Source organism: Aquimarina sp. 2-A2 (genome assembly GCF_045505135.1).
Lineage (GTDB): Bacteria > Bacteroidota > Bacteroidia > Flavobacteriales > Flavobacteriaceae > Aquimarina > Aquimarina intermedia.
The window spans coordinates 171,683-192,061 of the sequence record NZ_JBJKFI010000003.1; the positions used below are offsets into that span (position 1 = coordinate 171,683).

General features: G+C 37.2%; 16 protein-coding genes. 12 read left to right on the forward strand and 4 right to left on the reverse strand.

Annotated elements, in window-relative coordinates; translation table 11 throughout:
- Positions 1-150 precede the first annotated feature (150 nt).
- The 10 genes from ACJRPK_RS09090 to ACJRPK_RS09135 all read left to right on the forward strand — a co-directional run bounded on the left by ACJRPK_RS09090 (position 151) and on the right by ACJRPK_RS09135 (position 13,168).
- The gene (locus tag ACJRPK_RS09090) at positions 151-2,337 is read left to right on the forward strand and encodes a glutamine synthetase III (protein WP_407139603.1); all 2,187 of its coding nucleotides are present in this window, start codon (positions 151-153) and stop codon (positions 2,335-2,337) included.
- Positions 2,338-2,629: 292 nt separating this feature from the next.
- A complete protein-coding gene (locus ACJRPK_RS09095) occupies positions 2,630-3,814 on the forward strand; it encodes a hypothetical protein (RefSeq protein ID WP_407139605.1) in 1,185 nt (394 codons plus the stop codon).
- A gap of 74 nt (positions 3,815-3,888) precedes the next feature.
- Complete coding sequence (locus ACJRPK_RS09100; RefSeq protein ID WP_407139607.1) at positions 3,889-4,392, forward strand: hypothetical protein; 504 nt, start codon at positions 3,889-3,891, stop codon at positions 4,390-4,392.
- A gap of 29 nt (positions 4,393-4,421) precedes the next feature.
- Positions 4,422-5,156, forward strand: coding sequence for a curli-like amyloid fiber formation chaperone CsgH (gene csgH / locus ACJRPK_RS09105; RefSeq protein ID WP_407139608.1), 735 nt, complete (start codon positions 4,422-4,424; stop codon positions 5,154-5,156).
- 36 nt (positions 5,157-5,192) lie between these two features.
- Entirely contained in the window at positions 5,193-6,791 is a 1,599-nt protein-coding gene (locus tag ACJRPK_RS09110) for a hypothetical protein (protein WP_407139610.1), read from the forward strand.
- A gap of 115 nt (positions 6,792-6,906) precedes the next feature.
- The gene (locus ACJRPK_RS09115) at positions 6,907-8,487 is read left to right on the forward strand and encodes a hypothetical protein (RefSeq protein WP_407139612.1); all 1,581 of its coding nucleotides are present in this window, start codon (positions 6,907-6,909) and stop codon (positions 8,485-8,487) included.
- A 66-nt stretch (positions 8,488-8,553) separates the two neighbouring features.
- Positions 8,554-8,958, forward strand: coding sequence for a curli production assembly/transport component CsgF (locus ACJRPK_RS09120; RefSeq protein ID WP_407139613.1), 405 nt, complete (start codon positions 8,554-8,556; stop codon positions 8,956-8,958).
- 6 nt (positions 8,959-8,964) lie between these two features.
- Positions 8,965-10,350 (forward strand): CsgG/HfaB family protein, encoded by a 1,386-nt coding sequence (locus ACJRPK_RS09125; protein ID WP_407139615.1) that lies wholly within the window; start codon positions 8,965-8,967, stop codon positions 10,348-10,350.
- Between the two features lie 79 nt (positions 10,351-10,429).
- Positions 10,430-11,920 carry a carboxypeptidase-like regulatory domain-containing protein gene (locus ACJRPK_RS09130; protein ID WP_407139617.1) on the forward strand — a complete coding sequence of 497 codons (1,491 nt, stop codon included), beginning with the start codon at positions 10,430-10,432 and terminating at the stop codon, positions 11,918-11,920.
- 66 nt (positions 11,921-11,986) lie between these two features.
- Positions 11,987-13,168: an AIR synthase related protein gene (locus tag ACJRPK_RS09135; RefSeq protein ID WP_407139618.1), complete on the forward strand. Its 1,182-nt coding sequence runs from the start codon at positions 11,987-11,989 to the stop codon at positions 13,166-13,168.
- A gap of 75 nt (positions 13,169-13,243) precedes the next feature.
- Here ACJRPK_RS09135 and ACJRPK_RS09140 read toward each other — a convergent pair whose 3' ends face one another.
- Positions 13,244-15,301 (reverse strand): hypothetical protein, encoded by a 2,058-nt coding sequence (locus tag ACJRPK_RS09140; RefSeq protein ID WP_407139619.1) that lies wholly within the window; start codon positions 15,299-15,301, stop codon positions 13,244-13,246.
- A gap of 336 nt (positions 15,302-15,637) precedes the next feature.
- Here ACJRPK_RS09140 and prfA point away from each other — a divergent pair, with 336 nt between their 5' ends.
- On the forward strand, positions 15,638-16,714 hold the full coding sequence (gene prfA, locus ACJRPK_RS09145) for a peptide chain release factor 1 (protein ID WP_407139620.1): 1,077 nt from the start codon (positions 15,638-15,640) through the stop codon (positions 16,712-16,714).
- 91 nt (positions 16,715-16,805) lie between these two features.
- Here prfA and lgt read toward each other — a convergent pair whose 3' ends face one another.
- Positions 16,806-17,735, reverse strand: a complete 930-nt coding sequence (gene lgt, locus ACJRPK_RS09150; RefSeq protein ID WP_148782685.1) for a prolipoprotein diacylglyceryl transferase — start codon at positions 17,733-17,735, stop codon at positions 16,806-16,808.
- 600 nt (positions 17,736-18,335) lie between these two features.
- Between lgt and ACJRPK_RS09155 the strand changes: the two genes are divergently transcribed.
- Entirely contained in the window at positions 18,336-18,596 is a 261-nt protein-coding gene (locus tag ACJRPK_RS09155; RefSeq protein ID WP_407139621.1) for a heavy-metal-associated domain-containing protein, read from the forward strand.
- Here ACJRPK_RS09155 and yidD read toward each other — a convergent pair whose 3' ends face one another.
- Both yidD and cysS read right to left on the reverse strand, forming a co-directional pair.
- Positions 18,597-18,851, reverse strand: coding sequence for a membrane protein insertion efficiency factor YidD (gene yidD / locus ACJRPK_RS09160; protein WP_407139622.1), 255 nt, complete (start codon positions 18,849-18,851; stop codon positions 18,597-18,599).
- A gap of 11 nt (positions 18,852-18,862) precedes the next feature.
- Positions 18,863-20,359, reverse strand: a complete 1,497-nt coding sequence (gene cysS, locus ACJRPK_RS09165; RefSeq protein ID WP_407139623.1) for a cysteine--tRNA ligase — start codon at positions 20,357-20,359, stop codon at positions 18,863-18,865.
- Positions 20,360-20,379: the final 20 nt, after the last annotated feature.

The following is a 20,379-nucleotide window of genomic DNA, read 5'->3' on the forward strand; positions in this document are numbered from 1 at the left end:
AATCCTATTGTTTTTATAAGGGTTGGTTTCTATTTAAAAGTATTTTTAAAAGGTTATGCCCCTGTTTTTTTAGGGGGTTAAGATTTATTTAATACTTAAAAAAAATAAATTACTATATTTGTGCCGAAATAATAACAACTAAAAACTCTTATGTCAACACTTAGGTTCCGTGCTTTACAAGAAGCATTAAGTCGTAAAAACGTAGCAATTAAAGAAATTGATCGTAGATCGGTTTTATTCGGAGAAAACGTTTTTAATCAAGAAACGATGCAACAATGTTTAACAGATGACGCTTACGATAGTGTGATGAATGCTATAAACAGCGGCACTAAAATGGATCGTAAGATTGCTGATCAGATAGCTTCGGCTATGAAAGACTGGGCCTTGTCAAAAGGAGTGACGCATTATACACACTGGTTTCAGCCATTAACCGGAGCTACAGCCGAGAAGCATGATGCCTTTTTTGAAACTATTGGAGATGGGAAAGCGATAGAAAGATTTGGTGGTGGACAACTAGTTCAACAAGAGCCTGATGCCTCATCATTTCCTAATGGAGGAATAAGAAATACATTCGAAGCACGTGGGTACACTGCATGGGACCCAACATCTCCTGCCTTTATTTATGGTACTACTTTATGTATCCCTACAGTATTTGTATCTTATACAGGAGAAGCTTTAGATTATAAAACACCATTACTGCGAGCTTTACAGTCGGTTGATCAAGCTGCGACAGCAGTAGCAAAATATTTTGATAAAAATGTAAAGAAGGTAAATGCCTCTTTGGGATGGGAACAGGAATATTTTCTTATAGACAGTGCCTTGTTTAATACGAGACCCGACTTGGTGATGACAGGACGTACCTTATTAGGACATTCTCCGGCAAAAGGACAACAATTAGATGATCATTATTTTGGCAGCATCCCATTACGTGCTTTAAATTTTATGATGGATCTTGAAATTGAATGTATGCGTTTGGGTATTCCTGTCAAAACGCGTCACAATGAAGTAGCACCTAATCAATTTGAGTTAGCACCTATTTTTGAAGAATCCAATTTAGCAGTAGACCACAATTCACTACTTATGGATGTGATGGATAAAGTTGGAGCACGTCATGATTTTAAAGTGTTATTTCATGAAAAACCTTTTGCAGGTGTAAACGGTTCTGGAAAACATAACAATTGGTCGCTTAGTACAAATACGGGAGTGAATTTATTGGGGCCCGGTAAAACACCGATGAGCAATTTACAATTCTTGACCTTTTTTATAAATACAATCAAAGCAATTAATGATAATGAGGAATTGATGCGTGCGGGGATTGCATCAGCCAGTAATGATCATCGATTAGGAGCCAATGAAGCTCCGCCAGCAATTATCTCCGTATTTATAGGAGAGCAGCTGACGGCTGTTCTAAAAGAGTTGGAAAGTGTAACTAACGGAAAGCTCTCACCAAAGGAAAAGACAGATTTAAAATTAAATGTTGTAGGTAAAATTCCTGAGATTTTATTAGATAACACAGACCGTAACCGTACTTCGCCTTTTGCGTTTACCGGTAACAAGTTCGAATATAGAGCAGTGGGATCAAAAGCGAATTGTGCAAATCCTATGACGATCTTAAATACAATTGTTGCAAAACAGTTACGTAATTTTAAGAAAGAAGTAGATGCATTGATTGATACAAAAGAACTTAAAAAGGACGAAGCTATCTTTAATGTATTGCGAGAGTATATCAAACAATCAAAGAATATTTTGTTTGAAGGTAATGGATATGGTGATGCTTGGGAACAAGAAGCAGCAAAGAGAGGATTGAGTAATAACAAAACCACTCCGGTTGCTTTAAAAGCAAAAATCTCAGAGAAATCTTTAGCACTGTTTGAAGAGATGGGGGTTATGAACCGCATTGAATCTGAAGCGCGTTACGAAATTGAAATGGAAGAGTACGTAATGCGTATACAAATTGAAGGACGCGTTCTTGGCGATATTGCACGTAATCACGTAATTCCGACAGCAGTCAAATATCAGAATACGTTGATCAGTAATGTTTCAGGTTTAAAAAGGTTGTACGGAGATGATTTTAAAATGCACGCTAAAGAGCAGATGGAGATTATAGAAGAAATCTCAAGGCATATAAGTCAAATTAATACTAAGGTAAATGAGATGACCAATGCTCGTAAAGAAGCAAATAACTTAACTGACTCCGAAGAAATGGCGTATGCGTATTGCGATAAAGTCAAACCTTTATTTGATGATATTCGATACAGTTGTGATAAATTGGAGTTGTTAGTGGATGATGAGTTATGGCCACTAACCAAGTACAGAGAATTACTTTTTACAAGATAAGTAAGAAATAACGTATTATAATTTTAACAAAATGTTTAAAAAAGCCATAGAACTGAGTTCTATGGCTTTTTTTGTAGTGTTTCATCGAAATGTCATAATATTTTGAATTCTAGGTAATTAATTTTGCTAAATTTACAAGAGTCAATAGTTGCAACGATTGATAATACCCCTAGTCCCTTACACTATTTTTTGAGTTAACGATAATTATCGGAGCACGAGGTGTGCGGATAAGTATGATGCATATGTTTATAAAATGGCAATAACAGTATTATCAATTTAAAACATTTCACACATGAAAAAAATGATTTTTGGCTTAGCAGCCCTTTTATTTTCAACCACAGTAATGGTTGCGCAATCTAATACTAGTAATATTTTACAAACTGGAACTTCAAACACCGCAAGTGTTGATCAGGACGGGTTAGAAAACGATGCCCTGACGACTCAAGATGGGATGTCTAACAACGCAGAAACAATTCAAGGTAGTGAGGCGTTTGCTTCAAGAAACGGAGTTGTTGTCCAGTCACAAACAGGTAACAAAAACAATGCATTTGCACAACACGAAGAAGATCGTAATGAAATTTATCAAGTGCAGGTAGGTGATGGTAACTCAGCTTCCGCGACGCAAAATTTATTGAATTTTGGAGGAGATAATTATGCGGATCAGTCTCAGGAGGGTGATCGTAATACCGCATTGATCTCTCAAGAAGGAAATGGCTTTTTTGGAGATGGAGTAGGTAATGTTGCTTTTCAAATTCAAGTTGGTGAAATGAATACTGCTACTACCGGACAAAACGGCGAAGATAACTTTAGTGGAATACTGCAAGAAGGTAGCGATAATGTAGCTACGATGGCTCAGGTTGGAAATGAAAACTATGCTGAGCAACTTCAGATAGGAGAAGCTAATATGGCTGCCGGCGAGCAATGGGGTACAGGTAATACACTCCTTCAATACCAAGAAGGCAGTGGTAATATGGCAACTTCATTGCAGGGAAGTTCCATCTTTGATTCTCGTAATGGTATTGTAGAACAAATACAATTGGGAGAAGAGAATACAGCCTTTGCACAACATGAGGAGGATAATAATGAAATCTATCAAGTTCAGTTCGGGGATGGCAATAATGCATCAGCTACACAAAATCTAGCCTTCTTTGGTGGTGACAATGTCACTATGCAAGGACAGTTAGGGTCCAATAATGTTGCTGTAGCTTCTCAAGAAGGGGACTTTGGGATTTTTGGTGAAGACAACTTGGTAATGCAAGTTCAACTAGGTGAAGGAAACATGGCAACATCTTCTCAAAATGGAGCTGAAAATACAAGTGATATCTTACAGGATGGGATAGAGAATGTAGCTTCAGATACGCAATTTGGTATCGGCAATTCAACAATGGTTCGTCAGACGGGTGCTATGCATAACAGCACAATTCTTCAGGTAGGGACTAATAATGCAGCAGTAGTAAACCAAGTAGGAGGTTTATAAAATTAATAATTTTAAGCAACGCTGCACAAAATAAGTGCAGTGTTGTTTTATTTATAAATTGAAATATAGAAATAATGAATAATCTCGGCATAGTAGTGAGTTTACTCATGCTTACAGCATCAGGGTATGCTCAAGATATAGACGCTGATCAAGTAAGATCAGATTTACAGGATTGGCAGCTGGATCAACAAGAAACATTTTCGGCTATTGAAAGATCGTCTACTGAGATACAAGCAAATCTCAATAAATCGGTATTTATAAAACAGATGGGTGAGACCAACACTGCTTTTATTGATGTCTTTTCAAACGCCTATGCAGTAGAGGTAACACAAGCCGGAGATTACAATGCAGTTGACATTAATGAATCTGCATTACAGATTACAAAAAATATCATTCAAAACGGGAACAATAATACATATTTTGAAAATTCTTATTCGACTGGACAACATACAATGATAGATGTTAATCAAGAGGGAAGTAATCTATATTTTGAAAAATTTGGAAGTAATGCGCTTTCCAATAAAATTAAACTAAAAATGACTGGGAATTCTAAAACCGTAATACTCCGAAATTTTTAGCTATGAGATGACTATTAATATTTTGACCTATGAAACCTAAAAGAATACTCTTATTTGTGTTTTTATTGTCAATATCGATAAACGCTCAAGAAAAAATTTCAGAAGACGTGGTAGCTAAAATCAAATTGGAGCAAATTGACGATATCATCACTATTCAAGCAACAGCAACCAACACCACAGAAGTTCTTAAAACTTTAAAATATACGCTCACTGTATTTAGAACTACGCCGTCAAATAACAAATCAAAGAACTCTCAAGAGGGAAGATTTACACTCGAAGCAAACGAGTATAAAGAATTATCACAGACATCTATTAATAAGGAAGAGCGGGATCATTTAGTAATTATGCTTTTGATTAGTAGCGATCAAGGAATTATTGCTACAGATCGTTTAGAGATTAATGGAGTCTCAAATGCAGAACAACCTCATGAAAACCAAAAGAATAAACCTAACGACGGAATTGAATTAAAAGGAATTGTAGTCGAGGAAACCAAGACGAAACCAGGAAAGGATTTTTATGACTTTTTTTATAGTACCTACTCTTTGAATCAAATTAATGGTAATAAAATAGTCAAGGTGGTAGAGAATTTAAGTTTTGGCCGTAGTACTATAATTAAGGTAACTATAGAAGATAATACCATCTTTGAATTTCTAGGAAAACCGGATTTAGAGTATCTGGAACAAATGTCAAACACCGCTGTGCGTAAGGTGTATCGTTATTTTCAAGACTTAAAAGAGCAGAAAGAAAATATTTTTCAATATTGAGAAAACTATTTATATAATAAACAAAATTCTTGTGTCATGAAAGCATTTATTTTAACAGGAGTCTTAACGCTACTGGGAGTGAATTTTGGATTTACTCAAACGACAAACGAGATTGTAATTGATCAACAATCCACAAACAGTGCCATAGCAGTCACACAGACTGGAGAAAATTTATACGCTGGCGTAACCCAGGTTGGGTTGATTGAAGGTGAGCTAGGAGACAACAATTCAGCGATAATCCAGCAATTGGGTTCAGTAAACACCACAGAAATTTCACAGAGAGGTAATAATAATGAAAGTGAAATAGACATAAATGCCTATAGCAGTCATACCACTATATTTCAAGAGGGATTTAATAATATAGCAAAAAGTGTGAGTAGAGGAAATTATCTAATTAATTCTACGATCTCACAAATAGGTAACTTTAATACTAGTGATATTTTTACGTATGGGGAAAATGAAATGATTGCTTCTATTCACCAACAAGGAGATCATAATATTACTTCGATCAATGTAAGTTCTGAAATTTGGGGGTTCTCAGATGCGCATCAAATTCAGATAGGGAATAAGAATACAATATCATTATTTCAAAATAGTATAATATCGGGATATTCATTACAGCGCCAAGAGAGTTATACTGATCTAGGTAATGTAGCAATAGGAGTGATGCAGGGCAAACGTATCAAGTTAGAGCAGTTTCAACATGGTGATGGAAATTATGTTGAAAGCAATCAACTTGGATGGGGAGGAGAAGTTTTTTCGGTCGTTGCAAGACAAGTTCAGACGGGCGATAATAATTCGTCAACTGTTTTTCAATCTGGAGAAGAAATTATCGTGAACCAATTACAGGAAGGAGATAATAATATCGCAGAAGCTTATCAAAGAACCGAGGCAATGTATGGGAGAATAGAGCAAAAACAGCTTGGGGATTATAATATTGCTTTAGCCAAACAAGAGGATATTATGAATTTTGACTTTAATCAAACTACGCATTCACAATCTGGTAGTTACAATGAAATTTTATCCTATCAAGCTTTGGGAGCAAATTCAGCTCAAATATCTCAGGAAGGAAATTTTAATAAGGTAGATGTTTTTCAAAGCGGAAATTATCATTCCATAGCAGAGATAAATATTCAACAGAACTCAACAGCATTGGAAACAGGAAATTTTGCAAAGGCTTATCAGAAGGATTCAGAATTTGTGCTCGTTAAACAGCGGCAAACAGGAGTTAATAATATATCTGAGGTGGAACAAAAAAAAGTGGCACATGGAACAATTTCTCAAACTCAGATAGGAAATATTAATCATGCTTTAGGTCTACAATCAGCTGGGTATGATCATTCCTTGTTACAGTATCAAGTTGGAAACGAAAACTTAGTTATGGCAATACAGGAAGGAGATGAATCTTTGGCAATTATGCAACATCAGACAGGAGATATGAATAGTATGACTTCCTTACAGACAGGATTTGGGCTCACTATGCAGGGGTATCAATCTGGAAATCTAAATATGATTAAAACTGATCAGTCGGGAGAATATAATTCAATTGATTTGAATCAAGAAGGAACTGGACTTCAAGCAACGGTGATTCAACAAGGGAGTATGAGTGCCATAGCCATTCAACAATCAAACTGATCTTTGAACATTATAATAACATTTTTTGAAGAACTTATTTGATATTGACTTTTAAATAAATGACTCATCTACCAACGTACATATGAATTCATATAACTTTTAAAATCACACTATTATGAAAAAAACTATTTTAATTTTTATGGGGCTTTTAAGTTTGCAATTTGCAATTGCGCAAACCACGAGCAATGAGATTGTAATCGATCAAAACTCAGAAAACAGTGTTATAACCGTTACACAAATTGGTGAGGATTTATACACATCTGTTACGCAAGCAGGAGAAAGTGCCGAAGAGGAAGGAGAAAATAATACCGCAATTATTGATCAAACAGGAGGATGGGGAACCACATCTATTATCCAGAGAGGAGAGGATAATTATGCAAAAATTGATCAAAATAATAATACCTATAATATTTATGAAAGCTTTAGCCGTATCACACAAGAAGGTGATTTGAATACAGCAGATATTTACTCTAGAGGAGAAAGCGTAACTGCAGAAGTAGCTCAAAAAGGAGATAATAACAGTGCAACCATTTTTCAAAATGGAATTTTTGATGACATTGCTAAGATTACTCAAACCGGTAATCTGAACACAGCAGAAATTTTACTCGATGGTTTTGACTATTTGAGTACTAATTACTCGGAACAAATACAGGTGGGAGATAGAAATATTATTTCAATTACAATGGGACCTTCAAGTTTCGGTAATTATTCCTATCAATATCAAGAAAGTATCGAAGGAGATGGCAACACGGCTGCAGCCACTCAAACATCTCGTTTTAATAGAGTAGAACAACGACAAATAGGAGATAGAAATAATGCGACTTCTACACAAAGAAGAGTACGTATGTATAGTACTGCAAATCCGGGTGAACCAGAGCTTGTAGTTCGACAAGAGCAAACAGGGCTAGACAATGAAGCCACAGCTTATCAATTTGGGGAAAGCAGTGTAATAGAACAAATTCAAATAGGTAATAGCAATACTGCAAACGCTTCTCAAGGTACCGATATTCGAGAATCCCACGTTAGCAACACCTTTCAGCAACAGACAGGTAATAACAACCAAGTCTTATCTAAACAAATTATGCCGGTAAATGAATTGTACCCAGGTAAGGTTCGACAGATTCAAAATGGTGATAACAATCAAATTTCATCAACTCAGACAGGTGGTTCCAATGCTACTATCTCACAAAGCGGAAATAAAAATATTGCAACCAGTTCGCAGAGTGGATTTACTGCTGGATCTATAACAATAACTCAAAATAGTTTGCATAGCTGTACAGGTAATGAAGCTACAGCAGTACAAACAGGGAATGATCAATATACCCATTACAGTAGCTCCATAGTTCAAAATCAAGAAGGAAATCAAAATGTAGTAACAGCAACTCAGGACAATGCCGAAATGAGCAGTCTAAGTCAATCGCAAATAGGAAACCTTAATCAAGCTACAGCACTACAAATGGGTTATGAGAATAGCTTGACTCAAATTCAGCAAGGAGACTCAAATGTTTTGCTTTCTACACAGTTAGGAGAAGGTAATGTTACAATAGCACGTCAATTTGGAGATATGAACACCCTGGAAACTACGCAAAGCGGAATGTATAACTCCTTAAAATATACACAACAAGGTTCAGGGCTTGAGGCTACCATTATACAAAGTGGTGATTTAGGTAGTATTGATATAACCCAAACTAATTAATTACATATACAACTAGAGTAAGTCCGGCTCCGAGTACAGCCGGACTTACTTCTAAAATTTAAAATCGTGAAGAAAATTTTATTATCAATTTTATGTATACCAGCGTTTTCTGTAGTGCAAGCACAGGAACTCGTATATAAACCTAAAAATCCCGCGTTTGGCGGTGATACCTTCAACTATCAATGGCTGTTAAGTTCGGCCGAATCGCAAAATAAGTTTACCGAAGAAACTAATTCCGGAAGAGATCAACGATCCGATTTGGAACGGTTTACTGAAAGTCTAAATAATCAATTGTTGAGTCAAATTTCAAGAACTTTATTTACAGAGCAATTTGGGAATGAGGGGTTGCAGGAGGGTACGTATACCTTTGGAACCTTATTTATTGAAATTTTTCCTTCAGGAGAGGGACTGGTCATCAACATACTCGATACGAGTACAGGTGATCAATCTCAAGTAGTAATACCTAACTAACCATTAATGAATTCAAAATTTTACACAGTATCATTTATTATTTTTTTAGCTATCTCATTATCCGGTTGCGGCACCTATTTTAATCAGCCACTTACAATAGAAGAAGCGCGTATTGGAGAAGATACCGAATTATCTAAAGAGTTGCGTAACTTTCCTTTGCCACAAGAGCCCGTAGTGGTCGGCGTGTATAAATTCCGCGATCAAACTGGGCAATATAAACCCACGGAGAATGGAAGTACTTTTAGTACAGCAGTTACACAAGGTGCAACCACAATTTTGATCAAAGCACTTGAAGATTCAAAATGGTTCGTACCGATCGAAAGGGAAAATTTAAGCAACCTTTTAAACGAACGTAATATCATTCGTTCTACCAGAAAAGAGTACCAAAAAACTCAAAACACTGATCAACCACAGTTACCTCCCTTACTTTATGCAGGCATCATTCTTGAAGGCGGTATTGTCTCATATGATTCTAATATTATCACCGGCGGACTCGGGGCACGGTATTTTGGCATTGGCGGTTCTACACAATACCGTCAGGATCGAATCACCATATACTTGCGTGCAGTATCCACGTCAAGCGGAAAAATTCTTAAAACGGTATATGTATCCAAAACAATATTATCTCAGGCCCTGGATGCCAGTTTTTTTAGGTATGTGAAATTTAAAAGACTCTTAGAAGCCGAAACTGGTATCACAAAGAACGAACCTGCACAGCTTGCAGTAACCGAAGCCATTGAAAAAGCGGTCGCTTCTTTAATCGTTGAAGGTATTGAAGATAACTTATGGGCGCCAACTGCCGAGCCGGAAGAAGTTGAACAATTGCTGTTTAACTACAAAACCGAAAAACTTAAGGCACAAAACACTAATCTGTATGATCGTTATATGAGAGATCGACGTAACAAACATGCTTTTTTTATTCAAGGGGGAACTTCTCTTATTAGTGGAGACTATGGTAATTCGGAGCTTTCTTATAATGGCGGACTCGGAATGAAATGGTTTTTTAATCCATACGTGAATCTTGCAGCATCTATAAGTAAGTTTGAACTCAAAAATGATCCTTCTTTTGTAAATGGGTTTAATGCTTTTCAGCTTAATAGTGAGTTTATTCTGCTGCCACAAGAAAAGTTTACGCCCCTCCTGTTTGGTGGTGCCGGCGTTGTGAATGCAGACAGTTTTGATAAAACCTTGTTCCAATTACAATATGGGGGAGGTGTTGAATATCTAATGAAAGATACCTTTGGCATTAGTCTCAGCGGAACACACAATGTTGTCATGAGCGATAAATTAGATGATGTCGTTCAGGGAAAACGGGATGATCAGTATTTTAATTTTGTGGTAGGACTTAATTGGTATTTTGGTAAAACCAAAAGAACAGTTATGCAGAATTAATAAGATTATCTCTCAAAGCAAAAAATTAAAGATTAAAATAAAAATTTACGTTCCAGTAAATATTCAATAAATAAGATATATGAAAATATTCTATTCGATACTAGTATGCATCACACTATATAGCCTTATGTCCTGTAGTGAAGATACAATTGAACTTGAAGGTTTAGGTGCAGTAAAAGGAAAAGTAGTTGTGGTAAATACGAATGAACCTCTAGAAAATGTAAAGATTTCAACCAACCCATCTACAAGCACAGTCTTTTCTGATAAAGACGGGAATTATGTCATAGAAAACATACCGACAGGGGATTATTCAATTTCGGCACAGAGAGAAGGCTTGTTGGCAGAATTTGAGGCTATTTCGGTATTAACTGACAAAACCCTCGAAGTAGTATTTGAAATGGATGTCGAGACTGCCGCGAATCGTCCACCCAATGCGGCAAAATTGGTAACACCCCCGGATAATTCTGCAGATCAACCGGTCGAGGTACAATTGATTTGGTCTGGGAGTGATCCGGACAAAGAAGATGTCTTAGAATATACACTTAGTTTACGAAATGATCAAAATGATATCGTAGAGTATTTCGAAGAAATCAAAGATACGACCTACACTGTTACTGGGTTGATATATGGAGCCAAATATTTTTGGCAGGTGACGACTACCGATGCTATTAATGATCCTGTCAATAGTGAAACATTTGCATTTACCACCGCAACTGCATCGAATAACAGAATAGTGTTTAGTCGTCTCGTTGAAGGCAATAGTGTGATATATTCTGTCGATGAAGCAGGGGAGAATCCGATACGCTTAACTTCACTTTCAAAAAATAGCTTTCGACCAAGAAGAAATGTACAAAATGGTAAAATAGCGTATTTACAATCTGTCGGATCTCAAGTGCATTTATTTACCATGAGTCTGGATGGATCTAATCAAAAACAAATTACCTCACAGGTACCGGTGGTAGGTTTCAATTTGGAAGAAGTTGATTTTTCCTGGGATCAAAATGGGGCCAAACTATTATATCCTAATCAAGACAAGTTGTACGAAATCAATAATGATGGTAGTGGATTAGCTGAGCGGTTTCAAACAACCAATGGGAATGTAATTACAGAAATCGATGTTTATGAAACAGGTGATATAACAGCGCTTAAAACTAATAATCTGGAAGGGTATAACGTCGAGATATTTACTATCAATGCATCCGGGACGGTTCTCACAACGGTAGTTTCAGGTGTTGCCGGTGCAGCCGGAGGAATTAATCTTTCTGTAGATGGTAATTTGTTATTATTTAGTCGCGATGTTTCAGCGTTTGAAAGTAGCTCTTATCGACAGTTGGATACCAGATTATTCGTCTACAATTTTACAGATAGCACCACAACTGATATTTCTTCGGATAAACCTGCAGGAACTAATGATTTGGATGCACGCTTTTCGCCCAATGAGGTAAGTGTGATTCTTACAAATACCTCAAATGATGGATTATCTATGAAAAACATACAGACACTTGCAATACAAGGCGGATCAACCCGAACAACAATAATTGAAAATGCATCCATGCCTGATTGGGAATAAGATAATTTATAATTCGGATTTAAGAATTCTTAAATTCGGTTATCTTTGTGGCTTAACACAACATTCATGAGTCAAGAAGTAAGTAAACGGTATGCCCAACGAGGTGTTTCTGCCGCCAAAGAAGATGTACACAATGCGATCAAAAATATTGATAAGGGTCTTTTTCCTAAAGCATTTTGTAAAATTGTTGAGGATCATTTAACCGGAGACGAAGCATATTGTTTAATTATGCATGCTGATGGTGCAGGAACAAAATCTTCCTTAGCCTATATGTATTGGAAAGAAACTGGTGATATTTCTGTTTGGAAAGGAATTGCTCAGGACGCCCTTATTATGAATATTGATGATCTGTTATGTGTAGGAGCAACCGATAATATTATGCTTTCTTCTACGATCGGAAGAAATAAAAATTTAATTCCGGGAGAGGTGCTGTCTGCAATCATTAATGGGACTGAAGAATTGTTGGCTGATTTAAAAGAATTCGGCGTTACGATTCATTCTACAGGAGGGGAGACTGCTGATGTCGGAGATTTAGTTCGTACCATTATAGTAGACTCTACAGTAACGGCGCGTATGAAACGAAGCGATGTTATAGATAATGCCAATATCAGACCGGGTGATGTGATCGTTGGTTTATCCTCTTTTGGTAAAGCATCGTATGAAAAAGAATATAATGGCGGTATGGGAAGTAACGGACTAACCTCTGCCCGTCACGATGTGTTTGATAAAAGTCTTGCATCCAAATATCCTGAGAGTTTTGACCCTTCTGTACCAACGGAGTTGGTCTATTCAGGAAAAACTAACTTGACTGATGAGGTTGCTGATTCACCCCTTGATGCCGGAAAACTGGTATTGTCGCCCACACGTACGTATGCGCCTATAATTAAGAAAATTTTGGAACAGTATAAAAGCGATGTCATTCATGGAATGGTGCATTGTAGCGGTGGTGCGCAGACTAAAGTATTACATTTTGTAGATAAGGTACATGTTATCAAAGATTCGCTTTTTGATGTACCACCTTTATTTAAATTAATTCAGGAAAACTCAGGAACTGACTGGAAAGAAATGTATCAGGTGTTTAATATGGGGCACCGTATGGAACTATATGTCTCCCCAGAAGTAGCAGAAGATATTATCGCTATATCAAAAAGTTTCGATGTAGATGCCCAAATTGTCGGGAGCGTAGAAGCTTCAGATACTAAAAAGCTGACGATTACTTCAGAGCACGGAACATTTGAATACGAATAAAAATAATTTGATAGCGTACGAAATATTAAAAGAGGCCTTTTGGGCCTCTTTTTCTTATTTAATTTAAATCGAAAACTATTTTGGTATTAAGCAAAATCCTTCAATATCAGTAGCATGCCGAGTAATATTTTTACTATGCATAATTGTTCTGTCGTATACTGATAAACGAATGTTATATCCACATTGTGGCATGTTGTTGGTTGCCAACTCCCAGGTACCGGTTTTACCTGGAGCAACAATGTCATTATAACTAATAGAATTCCCGGGTACGCCATCGATAGAAATGACTCCCGAATTTGACTCCGGACTCGGTGTTACTACAAAACTCATCACTCTTGGATACTCAGATAAGGCTTTATATTCACCAGAGATGACATCTCCGGGTTTAAAGCTTCCGCAATTTCCTGCACCAGAAGTAATTTCAACATCAGCCACCGGAGCTTCCTTGTGCGCCATAAAGTTAGTTGAGTTACCAGTAAGTAACAGCGAAGCACTTCCTGCATTTCTTACCTCAATTTTTATGGTATGCATTCCACTTTGCGTTGGAATGAAATATCCTAAATAGTTGCCCACAAATTTAGTATACGGCATCCACCCATCCGCATCGGGGATAAGCGTCTCTTCTCCAGAAAATCCTATCTTATCTGCAGTAACATGATTCAACAAATTATAGGCACCACTACTTGGAGGTGTGATAACTAGGCGATATTCTAAGGCTGTAGCTCCACCGTTGATAAGGCTTCCTGTAAAATTAATTTTACCATCAAACGGACTTTCCTCGGCATTAATACTTAAACCTAAAGCATCTGATCCATTTGCTAAACCATCGGTTTGATCGATATCATCAATATGCATACTTCCCAATGTTTCTATGTTTAGACTTAAATTACCGGGAATGATCCCTTTAGGTAAAGACTTAACTTCAACATGACATTGTTCCCAATCTCCCCAATGCGCCACATGATTTGGTTGGTTTATTGGTGGCGCAACATTCCAGCTTAAAATACCTTTTAGTTTGGCTTTACCGGACTCACACCACTCTTTGCGTTTTTTGTCTAAATCTACGGCGAGTGCTACGTTGTAATTAAGTCCATCTTTCGGAATTTCTGAAATATTGTGAACTGTGATTGAAGAGGTTCCCATATATTCCCAGCCACTGCCAAAATCCATGTAAAAAGCAACATACTCTTTACTTCCCGTCTGGCAAAGATTACCGGAGTATCCTGCTGATTTTTTGAGGTGGATGGTACCATGTAAGGTAGTCATTGCGCGATTAAGGGCGACACAGGTCAACTCTTCATAGGTTGTGTTAAACTTTGGTTTCAACAGGAAATCCAAAATGTTAGAAAAATCAAAATCAAGCTGATTGAGGTATCCCGGTAATGCAAAGGGTGTTGCATCTTGAGAATTTATTTTCTTAATCGCAGATGCATACCCAAAGCGTGTTGCCGGAATTTTGTGTTTCTTTATGATTTCCACCTGGTCTTTGATTGAAATATTTTTGAAATCGGGTAACAGGTTATTTTTCTTTAAAATGGTATCGATTTTTTTAAATTTTGGATATAAAACGAAATCATCAAAAAAGCATTGAAATCCGCGTAAAGGTTCGATTTGAACGTTACGTTCGATAACATTGCCCCAATAGGGTGTCCAATTTGGTTGATTGGCTGGTGGTGCCGCGTTCCATGATAGAATAGCACGTACTTTAGGGAGCACAGGTTTCTTATCGCAACATCTGCGCTTGTCCGGATCAATTTTAAGTTGGACGTTATAACACAAATCCTCGTCAAAACCCAGACTATGTGCATTAAAATTGGTGACCCCCTCATCTACCCAATTTCCGTTGCGATCATAGTCGAAGTAAAAACGAACATATTCAAATGTCCCTTTACTACACGCATTACCTCCGTAGCCTGATGCTTGCTTGATTTTTACAGTTGCATTAATCACTTCATTTTTAGGGATATAACTAACGCATACGATTTCTTCGAATTGTGTGTTCTGGTTTATAGAAGAAAGATCGCCAATAGCTTCTGTAGCTGACAGAACATTATTTTGCGAATCTTTAGCCGCTAGCAGTAAAATGTTGAAATTACTGCGCAGATTTGATACTGACTTTGAGATTTTTTCCATGATAGATGTATTTAATTTTATGAATTACTGAAATGTCAAAAGGATCTATGTCCCTTTTGTGAAATTCAAACCTACTTAAAAAGATCAATGAAGGAAAGAGTCAATTAACTGAATTTCAACTGGTTTATGAGGCGTTATCAACTGGTGGTTTACTGGAGTGTGATGCGGGTTTTCCCCCTATAAGATTGAATCACTTTGGTAGCAACAAACAACATTAGTTTCTTTCTTTGTATGAATGAATATTTGCCATAAATTGCTTCATAATAAGATTAAAGCAATATGCGCTTTAGACAAAAAAGATTACTTTTGTAGCTTCTACAGAAGGAAGAACCTATTATGATTGATAAATTAAATATAGTAAAACAACGTTTTGAAGAAGTGAATGATTTAATCATTCAGCCGGATATTATTTCGGACCAAAAGCGTTATATACAACTAAATAAAGAATATAAAGATCTCAAAGCCTTAATGGATAAAAGAGATCAATATATAGAGTTGACTAACAATATTACAGAAGCTGAGGAAATTATTGCCGATGGGAGTGATGCCGAAATGGTCGATATGGCTAAGATGCAGCTAGAGGAAGCTAAAACCGAACTACCGGGATTAGAAGAATCGATTCGCTTTATGTTAGTGCCTAAAGACCCTGAAGATGCTAAAAACTGTGTGGTTGAAATCCGTGCAGGAACAGGTGGTGATGAAGCAAGTATTTTTGCCGGGGATCTCTTTAGAATGTATACGAAGTATTGTGAGGGGAGAGGATGGTCGACCAGTATTGTTGACCTTAATGAAGGTACAAGTGGTGGTTATAAAGAGGTTATTTTTGAAGTTAATGGCGAAGATGTATATGGTACTCTGAAATATGAAGCTGGGGTGCATCGTGTACAACGTGTACCACAAACAGAAACCCAAGGACGGGTACACACGAGCGCAGCTACAGTTATGGTGTTGCCAGAAGCAGAAGAATTTGATGTTGAACTGGATATGCAGGATGTGCGTATTGAACGTACAACATCTACAGGGCCGGGAGGTCAGTCGGTAAACACGACCTATTCTGCTATTAAATTACATCATGAGCCTACGGGAATGATTGTAAGTTGTCAAGATCAAAAATCCTCACATAAGAACCTTGAAAAAGCATTGAAAGTTTTACGTTCAAGGTTGTATGAGATCGAATTAGCCAAAAAGCAGGCTGCTGACTCCGAGAAGCGTAAAAGTATGGTATCGAGCGGTGACCGTTCGGCAAAAATTAGAACCTACAACTATCCACAAGGACGCGTTACCGATCATAGAATTGGTTTGACGCTATATGATCTTGGTAATATTATTGACGGAGATATTCAAAAGATTATTGATGAACTGGAGTTAGTTGCCAATACAGAGAAACTTAAAGAATCGAGCGAGTTGTTTTAGAGTTAATAAAAACAACTCTTAGAGAACATAAAAAAATCGTTGCTAACCCTAGCAACGATTTTTTTAATATTAAAGCTGAATTAAAATTGAATTATACTGCTTCAGTTTTCTTTACAGGTCGTAACACAAAATATAAGCCTACGATGATAAAAGGAATACTCAACCACTGACCGGTAGATAATACATCTCCCAATGAATCTTCAAACCCACCTTGACTTTTCTTTACAAATTCCACAATAAAGCGTACAAGCCAGATTAAGATTAAATACATCCCAAACAAAAATCCCGGATGGTTACGTTTATTAGTTTTCCAGTAAAGGAACCATAAAATAAACGAGACAAAGATATATCCAAACGCTTCGTATAGCTGTGCAGGATGGCGAAAGGGTACGGTTTCAAGCAAAGTTGCATATTCCGGATTGGTAACTACTGCTGAGTACGCTTCATTTACATTTTTAATTCCTGTGGCTTTTACTACCTCATACTTCGATAAAGCTTCACGTATAAAACGGACTCCGAATACAGAATCGGTAGGTTCACCAATGATTTCAGAATTAAAAAAGTTTCCTAAACGTACAAAAATACCACCAAAAGCTGCCGGAATCGTAACACGATCCATGATCCACAAGGGATGCTTTTTCAATACTTTTTTAGAATAGTAGTACATGGCAATAATAAAAGCGATAGCCGCACCGTGACTTGCAAGTCCTCTAAAACCAATAAACTCAAACTCCGGACTAAAACGGATTGGTAGAAAAATCTCGAGCAGGTTGTTGCGGTAATAATCCCAATCATAAAAAATCACATGCCCAAGTCGTGCACCAATCAATGTGCCTAAAACAGCATAGATAAAAACCGAGTCTAGTTTTTCCATCGAGATGTTTTCGCGGACATAAATTTGCTTCATAAGGTACCACCCTAGTGAAAAGGCAATTACGAACATGAGGCTATAAAAACGAATCATAAAAAAACCTAAATCAATACCCTCGACCGGGTTCCAGGTAATTTGAGAAAATATCATATACAAGAGTTGTTTTTAAGGAAGGTAAATATAGGTATTTATATTAGAATGATGAGCGTTTGGCTAAGAAGTCAAAAACAAGCTAAATGGATTTAAGTATTGCCTTTATAAAGAGCTCTAAGGATATAATAGACTTTACCTCTGTGTTGTTACACCGCTAGCGCTCGTCTGTGATGGGTGCAGTCATAGATTGGTGATTTGTTAAGCGTAATTAAATAAAAGCTATAACATTACTAATGTAGCTTTTTGTATTTTGGTTGTCCCGATCCCTCAGATATGATAGCGCGGAAATGTTTTCCGTGCCAAGTATGAGTAAGCAATAAGAGTAAAAAACAAAGCAAATAGCAGTCACGTTTGTAAAAGTTGTGGCTGTTTTTTTATATCATACCAATGTCTCGTCCGGAGCGATTCATTAACAATCTATAATTCTGTGAGATGGTTCTTCAATATTTAGCAAAATATTAATAATGTTCTTAAACAACCACACGGTATACTACGCATAGATTTTGTAACTTTAGAAGGATGTCGTTTATAGTGCAAACGAAGTCTAAACTACTCTTACTACTTGTTTTAATAGGTGCAATCTTAATAGTATAGACCATGAGTTTACTATCCGAACATGTAATCCCGGGAGATCACGGAAAGATATTTGAAACAAACGCTAAAAGTCGTAAAGATCTTGAGCGTGTGCAATCGTTTATTTGTGAGCTCGAAGCGGTAAGTGATGTGTTGATCAACGAAGATGTTTTTCCAAGACAGTTAACCGTACATACGTCAGCTTTATTAAAAGTAAAAGATGTTGAAAGGCAAGTGCTCAAAGCAGGATTTCACGTAGTGCCCAAAGCAATTTTTCCGATATAGTTACTTAGTATCTTTTTCGGGAACCGGATCATATCCTTTGCCGCCCCAGGGGTGGCAACTAAAAATTCTTTTAAGTGCCAAAGCACCTCCTTTAAAAATTCCAAATCGTTGTAAAGCTACCAGTGTGTACTGCGAACAGGTAGGGTGGTAGCGACAGGTAGCAGGGGTAAGAGGGGAGATTACCAACTGATAAAAGCGGACTAAACCAATAAACGGAATGGCTAAAACTCTTTTTATAGTAGTTGTAATAGCCATTCCTTTGTATGTTAGTTTAGCGAAAACGTAGTTCCGTCACGACCATCTTTTAGCTGAATGCCCATATCGGCCAATTCATCTCTGATCTTATCTCCGATAGCAAAATCTTTGTTCGCACGTGCTTCTGCACGCAATCGGATCAGTAATTCTACTGTTCCGGAAAGTTTATCGCTAATGTCTGAAGATTCTTCATTAGAATCCAAAAGTCCTAAAACATCAAACACAAAACCGCGTAGCGTAGTGCTTAACAACTCGAGATCATTTGCCGTGATGCTGGCTTTTTCCTCTTTAAGGGTATTGATGAACTTAACAGCATCAAAAAGCTTAGCGATAAGAATGGGACTATTAAAGTCGTCATTCATGGCATCATAACAAGTTTGTCTCCATGCAGGTACATCCAGACCTTTGGTTTCACTGCCTGTTTGGATAGCAGGCAGGGCTTGTACGGCATCCATCAAACGATAAAAACCTTTTTCTGAAGCCTCAAGCGCTTCGCTGGAAAAATCCAACACACTTCTGTAATGTGCTTGCAGCATAAAAAATCGCGCTACTGTTGGCGCAAATGCTTTAGAAAGTTTGTCGGTTTCTCCGCTAAATATTTCAGCCGGAGAAATACTATTCCCCGTGGATTTGGACATTTTTTTTCCGTTAAGGGTAAGCATATTGGCGTGCATCCAATAGTTTACAGGGGATTGACCACAGGCTGCTTCTCCTTGAGCAATCTCACATTCATGATGTGGAAATTTTAAATCCATCCCACCACCATGGATATCAAAATGTTCACCCAGATATTTACTGCTCATCGCAGTACATTCTAAATGCCATCCCGGAAAACCATCACTCCATGGTGAAGGCCATCGCATGATATGCTGCGGTTCGGCTTTTTTCCATAAGGCAAAATCCTGCGGATTTTTTTTATCACTCTGGGCAGCTAATTCTCGGGTGTTGGCAATCATATCTTCGAGATTGCGACCACTGAGTTTACCATAATGATTGCTTTCATTGAATTTGAGAACATCAAAATAGACCGATCCGTTTACGACATAAGCAAAACCATTTTCTATGATGGTTTTAATAATCTCTATCTGTTCTACGATATGACCGGTTGCTGTAGGTTCTATACTAGGCGGAACGGTATTGAATTTTGCTAAAACGTTGTGGAAATCAAGTGTATACCGCTGCACAATTTCCATAGGTTCTAATTGTTCCAGTCTCGCTTTTTTTGCTACCTTATCTTCACCCACATCGGCATCACTTTCCAAATGTCCGGCATCGGTAATATTACGTACGTAACGTACTTTGTAGCCCAAATGTTTGAGATAACGATAAACAAGATCAAAAGAAATAAACGTACGACAATTACCCAAATGCACGTTGCTATACACCGTAGGACCACAAACATACATTCCTACATTACCAGGGGTGATGGGAGTAAATGTTTCTTTCTTTCCGGAGATAGAATTATAAAGTGATAACTTTTGATGCGTGTACAATGGAGTTTCAGCCATGGTTGGATAAATCGTTTAAA

Bases quoted from the DNA above. Each gene is read 5' to 3' on its own strand.
- ACJRPK_RS09090 (WP_407139603.1), top strand. From the start codon at position 151: ATGTCAACACTTAGGTTCCGTGCTTTACAAGAAGCATTAAGTCGTAAA.
- ACJRPK_RS09095 (WP_407139605.1), top strand. From the start codon at position 2,630: ATGAAAAAAATGATTTTTGGCTTAGCAGCCCTTTTATTTTCAACCACA.
- ACJRPK_RS09100 (WP_407139607.1), top strand. From the start codon at position 3,889: ATGAATAATCTCGGCATAGTAGTGAGTTTACTCATGCTTACAGCATCA.
- csgH (WP_407139608.1), top strand. From the start codon at position 4,422: ATGAAACCTAAAAGAATACTCTTATTTGTGTTTTTATTGTCAATATCG.
- ACJRPK_RS09110 (WP_407139610.1), top strand. From the start codon at position 5,193: ATGAAAGCATTTATTTTAACAGGAGTCTTAACGCTACTGGGAGTGAAT.
- ACJRPK_RS09115 (WP_407139612.1), top strand. From the start codon at position 6,907: ATGAAAAAAACTATTTTAATTTTTATGGGGCTTTTAAGTTTGCAATTT.
- ACJRPK_RS09125 (WP_407139615.1), top strand. From the start codon at position 8,965: ATGAATTCAAAATTTTACACAGTATCATTTATTATTTTTTTAGCTATC.
- ACJRPK_RS09130 (WP_407139617.1), top strand. From the start codon at position 10,430: ATGAAAATATTCTATTCGATACTAGTATGCATCACACTATATAGCCTT.
- ACJRPK_RS09135 (WP_407139618.1), top strand. From the start codon at position 11,987: ATGAGTCAAGAAGTAAGTAAACGGTATGCCCAACGAGGTGTTTCTGCC.
- ACJRPK_RS09140 (WP_407139619.1), bottom strand. From the start codon at position 15,301: ATGGAAAAAATCTCAAAGTCAGTATCAAATCTGCGCAGTAATTTCAAC.
- prfA (WP_407139620.1), top strand. From the start codon at position 15,638: ATGATTGATAAATTAAATATAGTAAAACAACGTTTTGAAGAAGTGAAT.
- lgt (WP_148782685.1), bottom strand. From the start codon at position 17,735: ATGATATTTTCTCAAATTACCTGGAACCCGGTCGAGGGTATTGATTTA.
- ACJRPK_RS09155 (WP_407139621.1), top strand. From the start codon at position 18,336: ATGAGTTTACTATCCGAACATGTAATCCCGGGAGATCACGGAAAGATA.
- yidD (WP_407139622.1), bottom strand. From the start codon at position 18,851: ATGGCTATTACAACTACTATAAAAAGAGTTTTAGCCATTCCGTTTATT.
- cysS (WP_407139623.1), bottom strand. From the start codon at position 20,359: ATGGCTGAAACTCCATTGTACACGCATCAAAAGTTATCACTTTATAAT.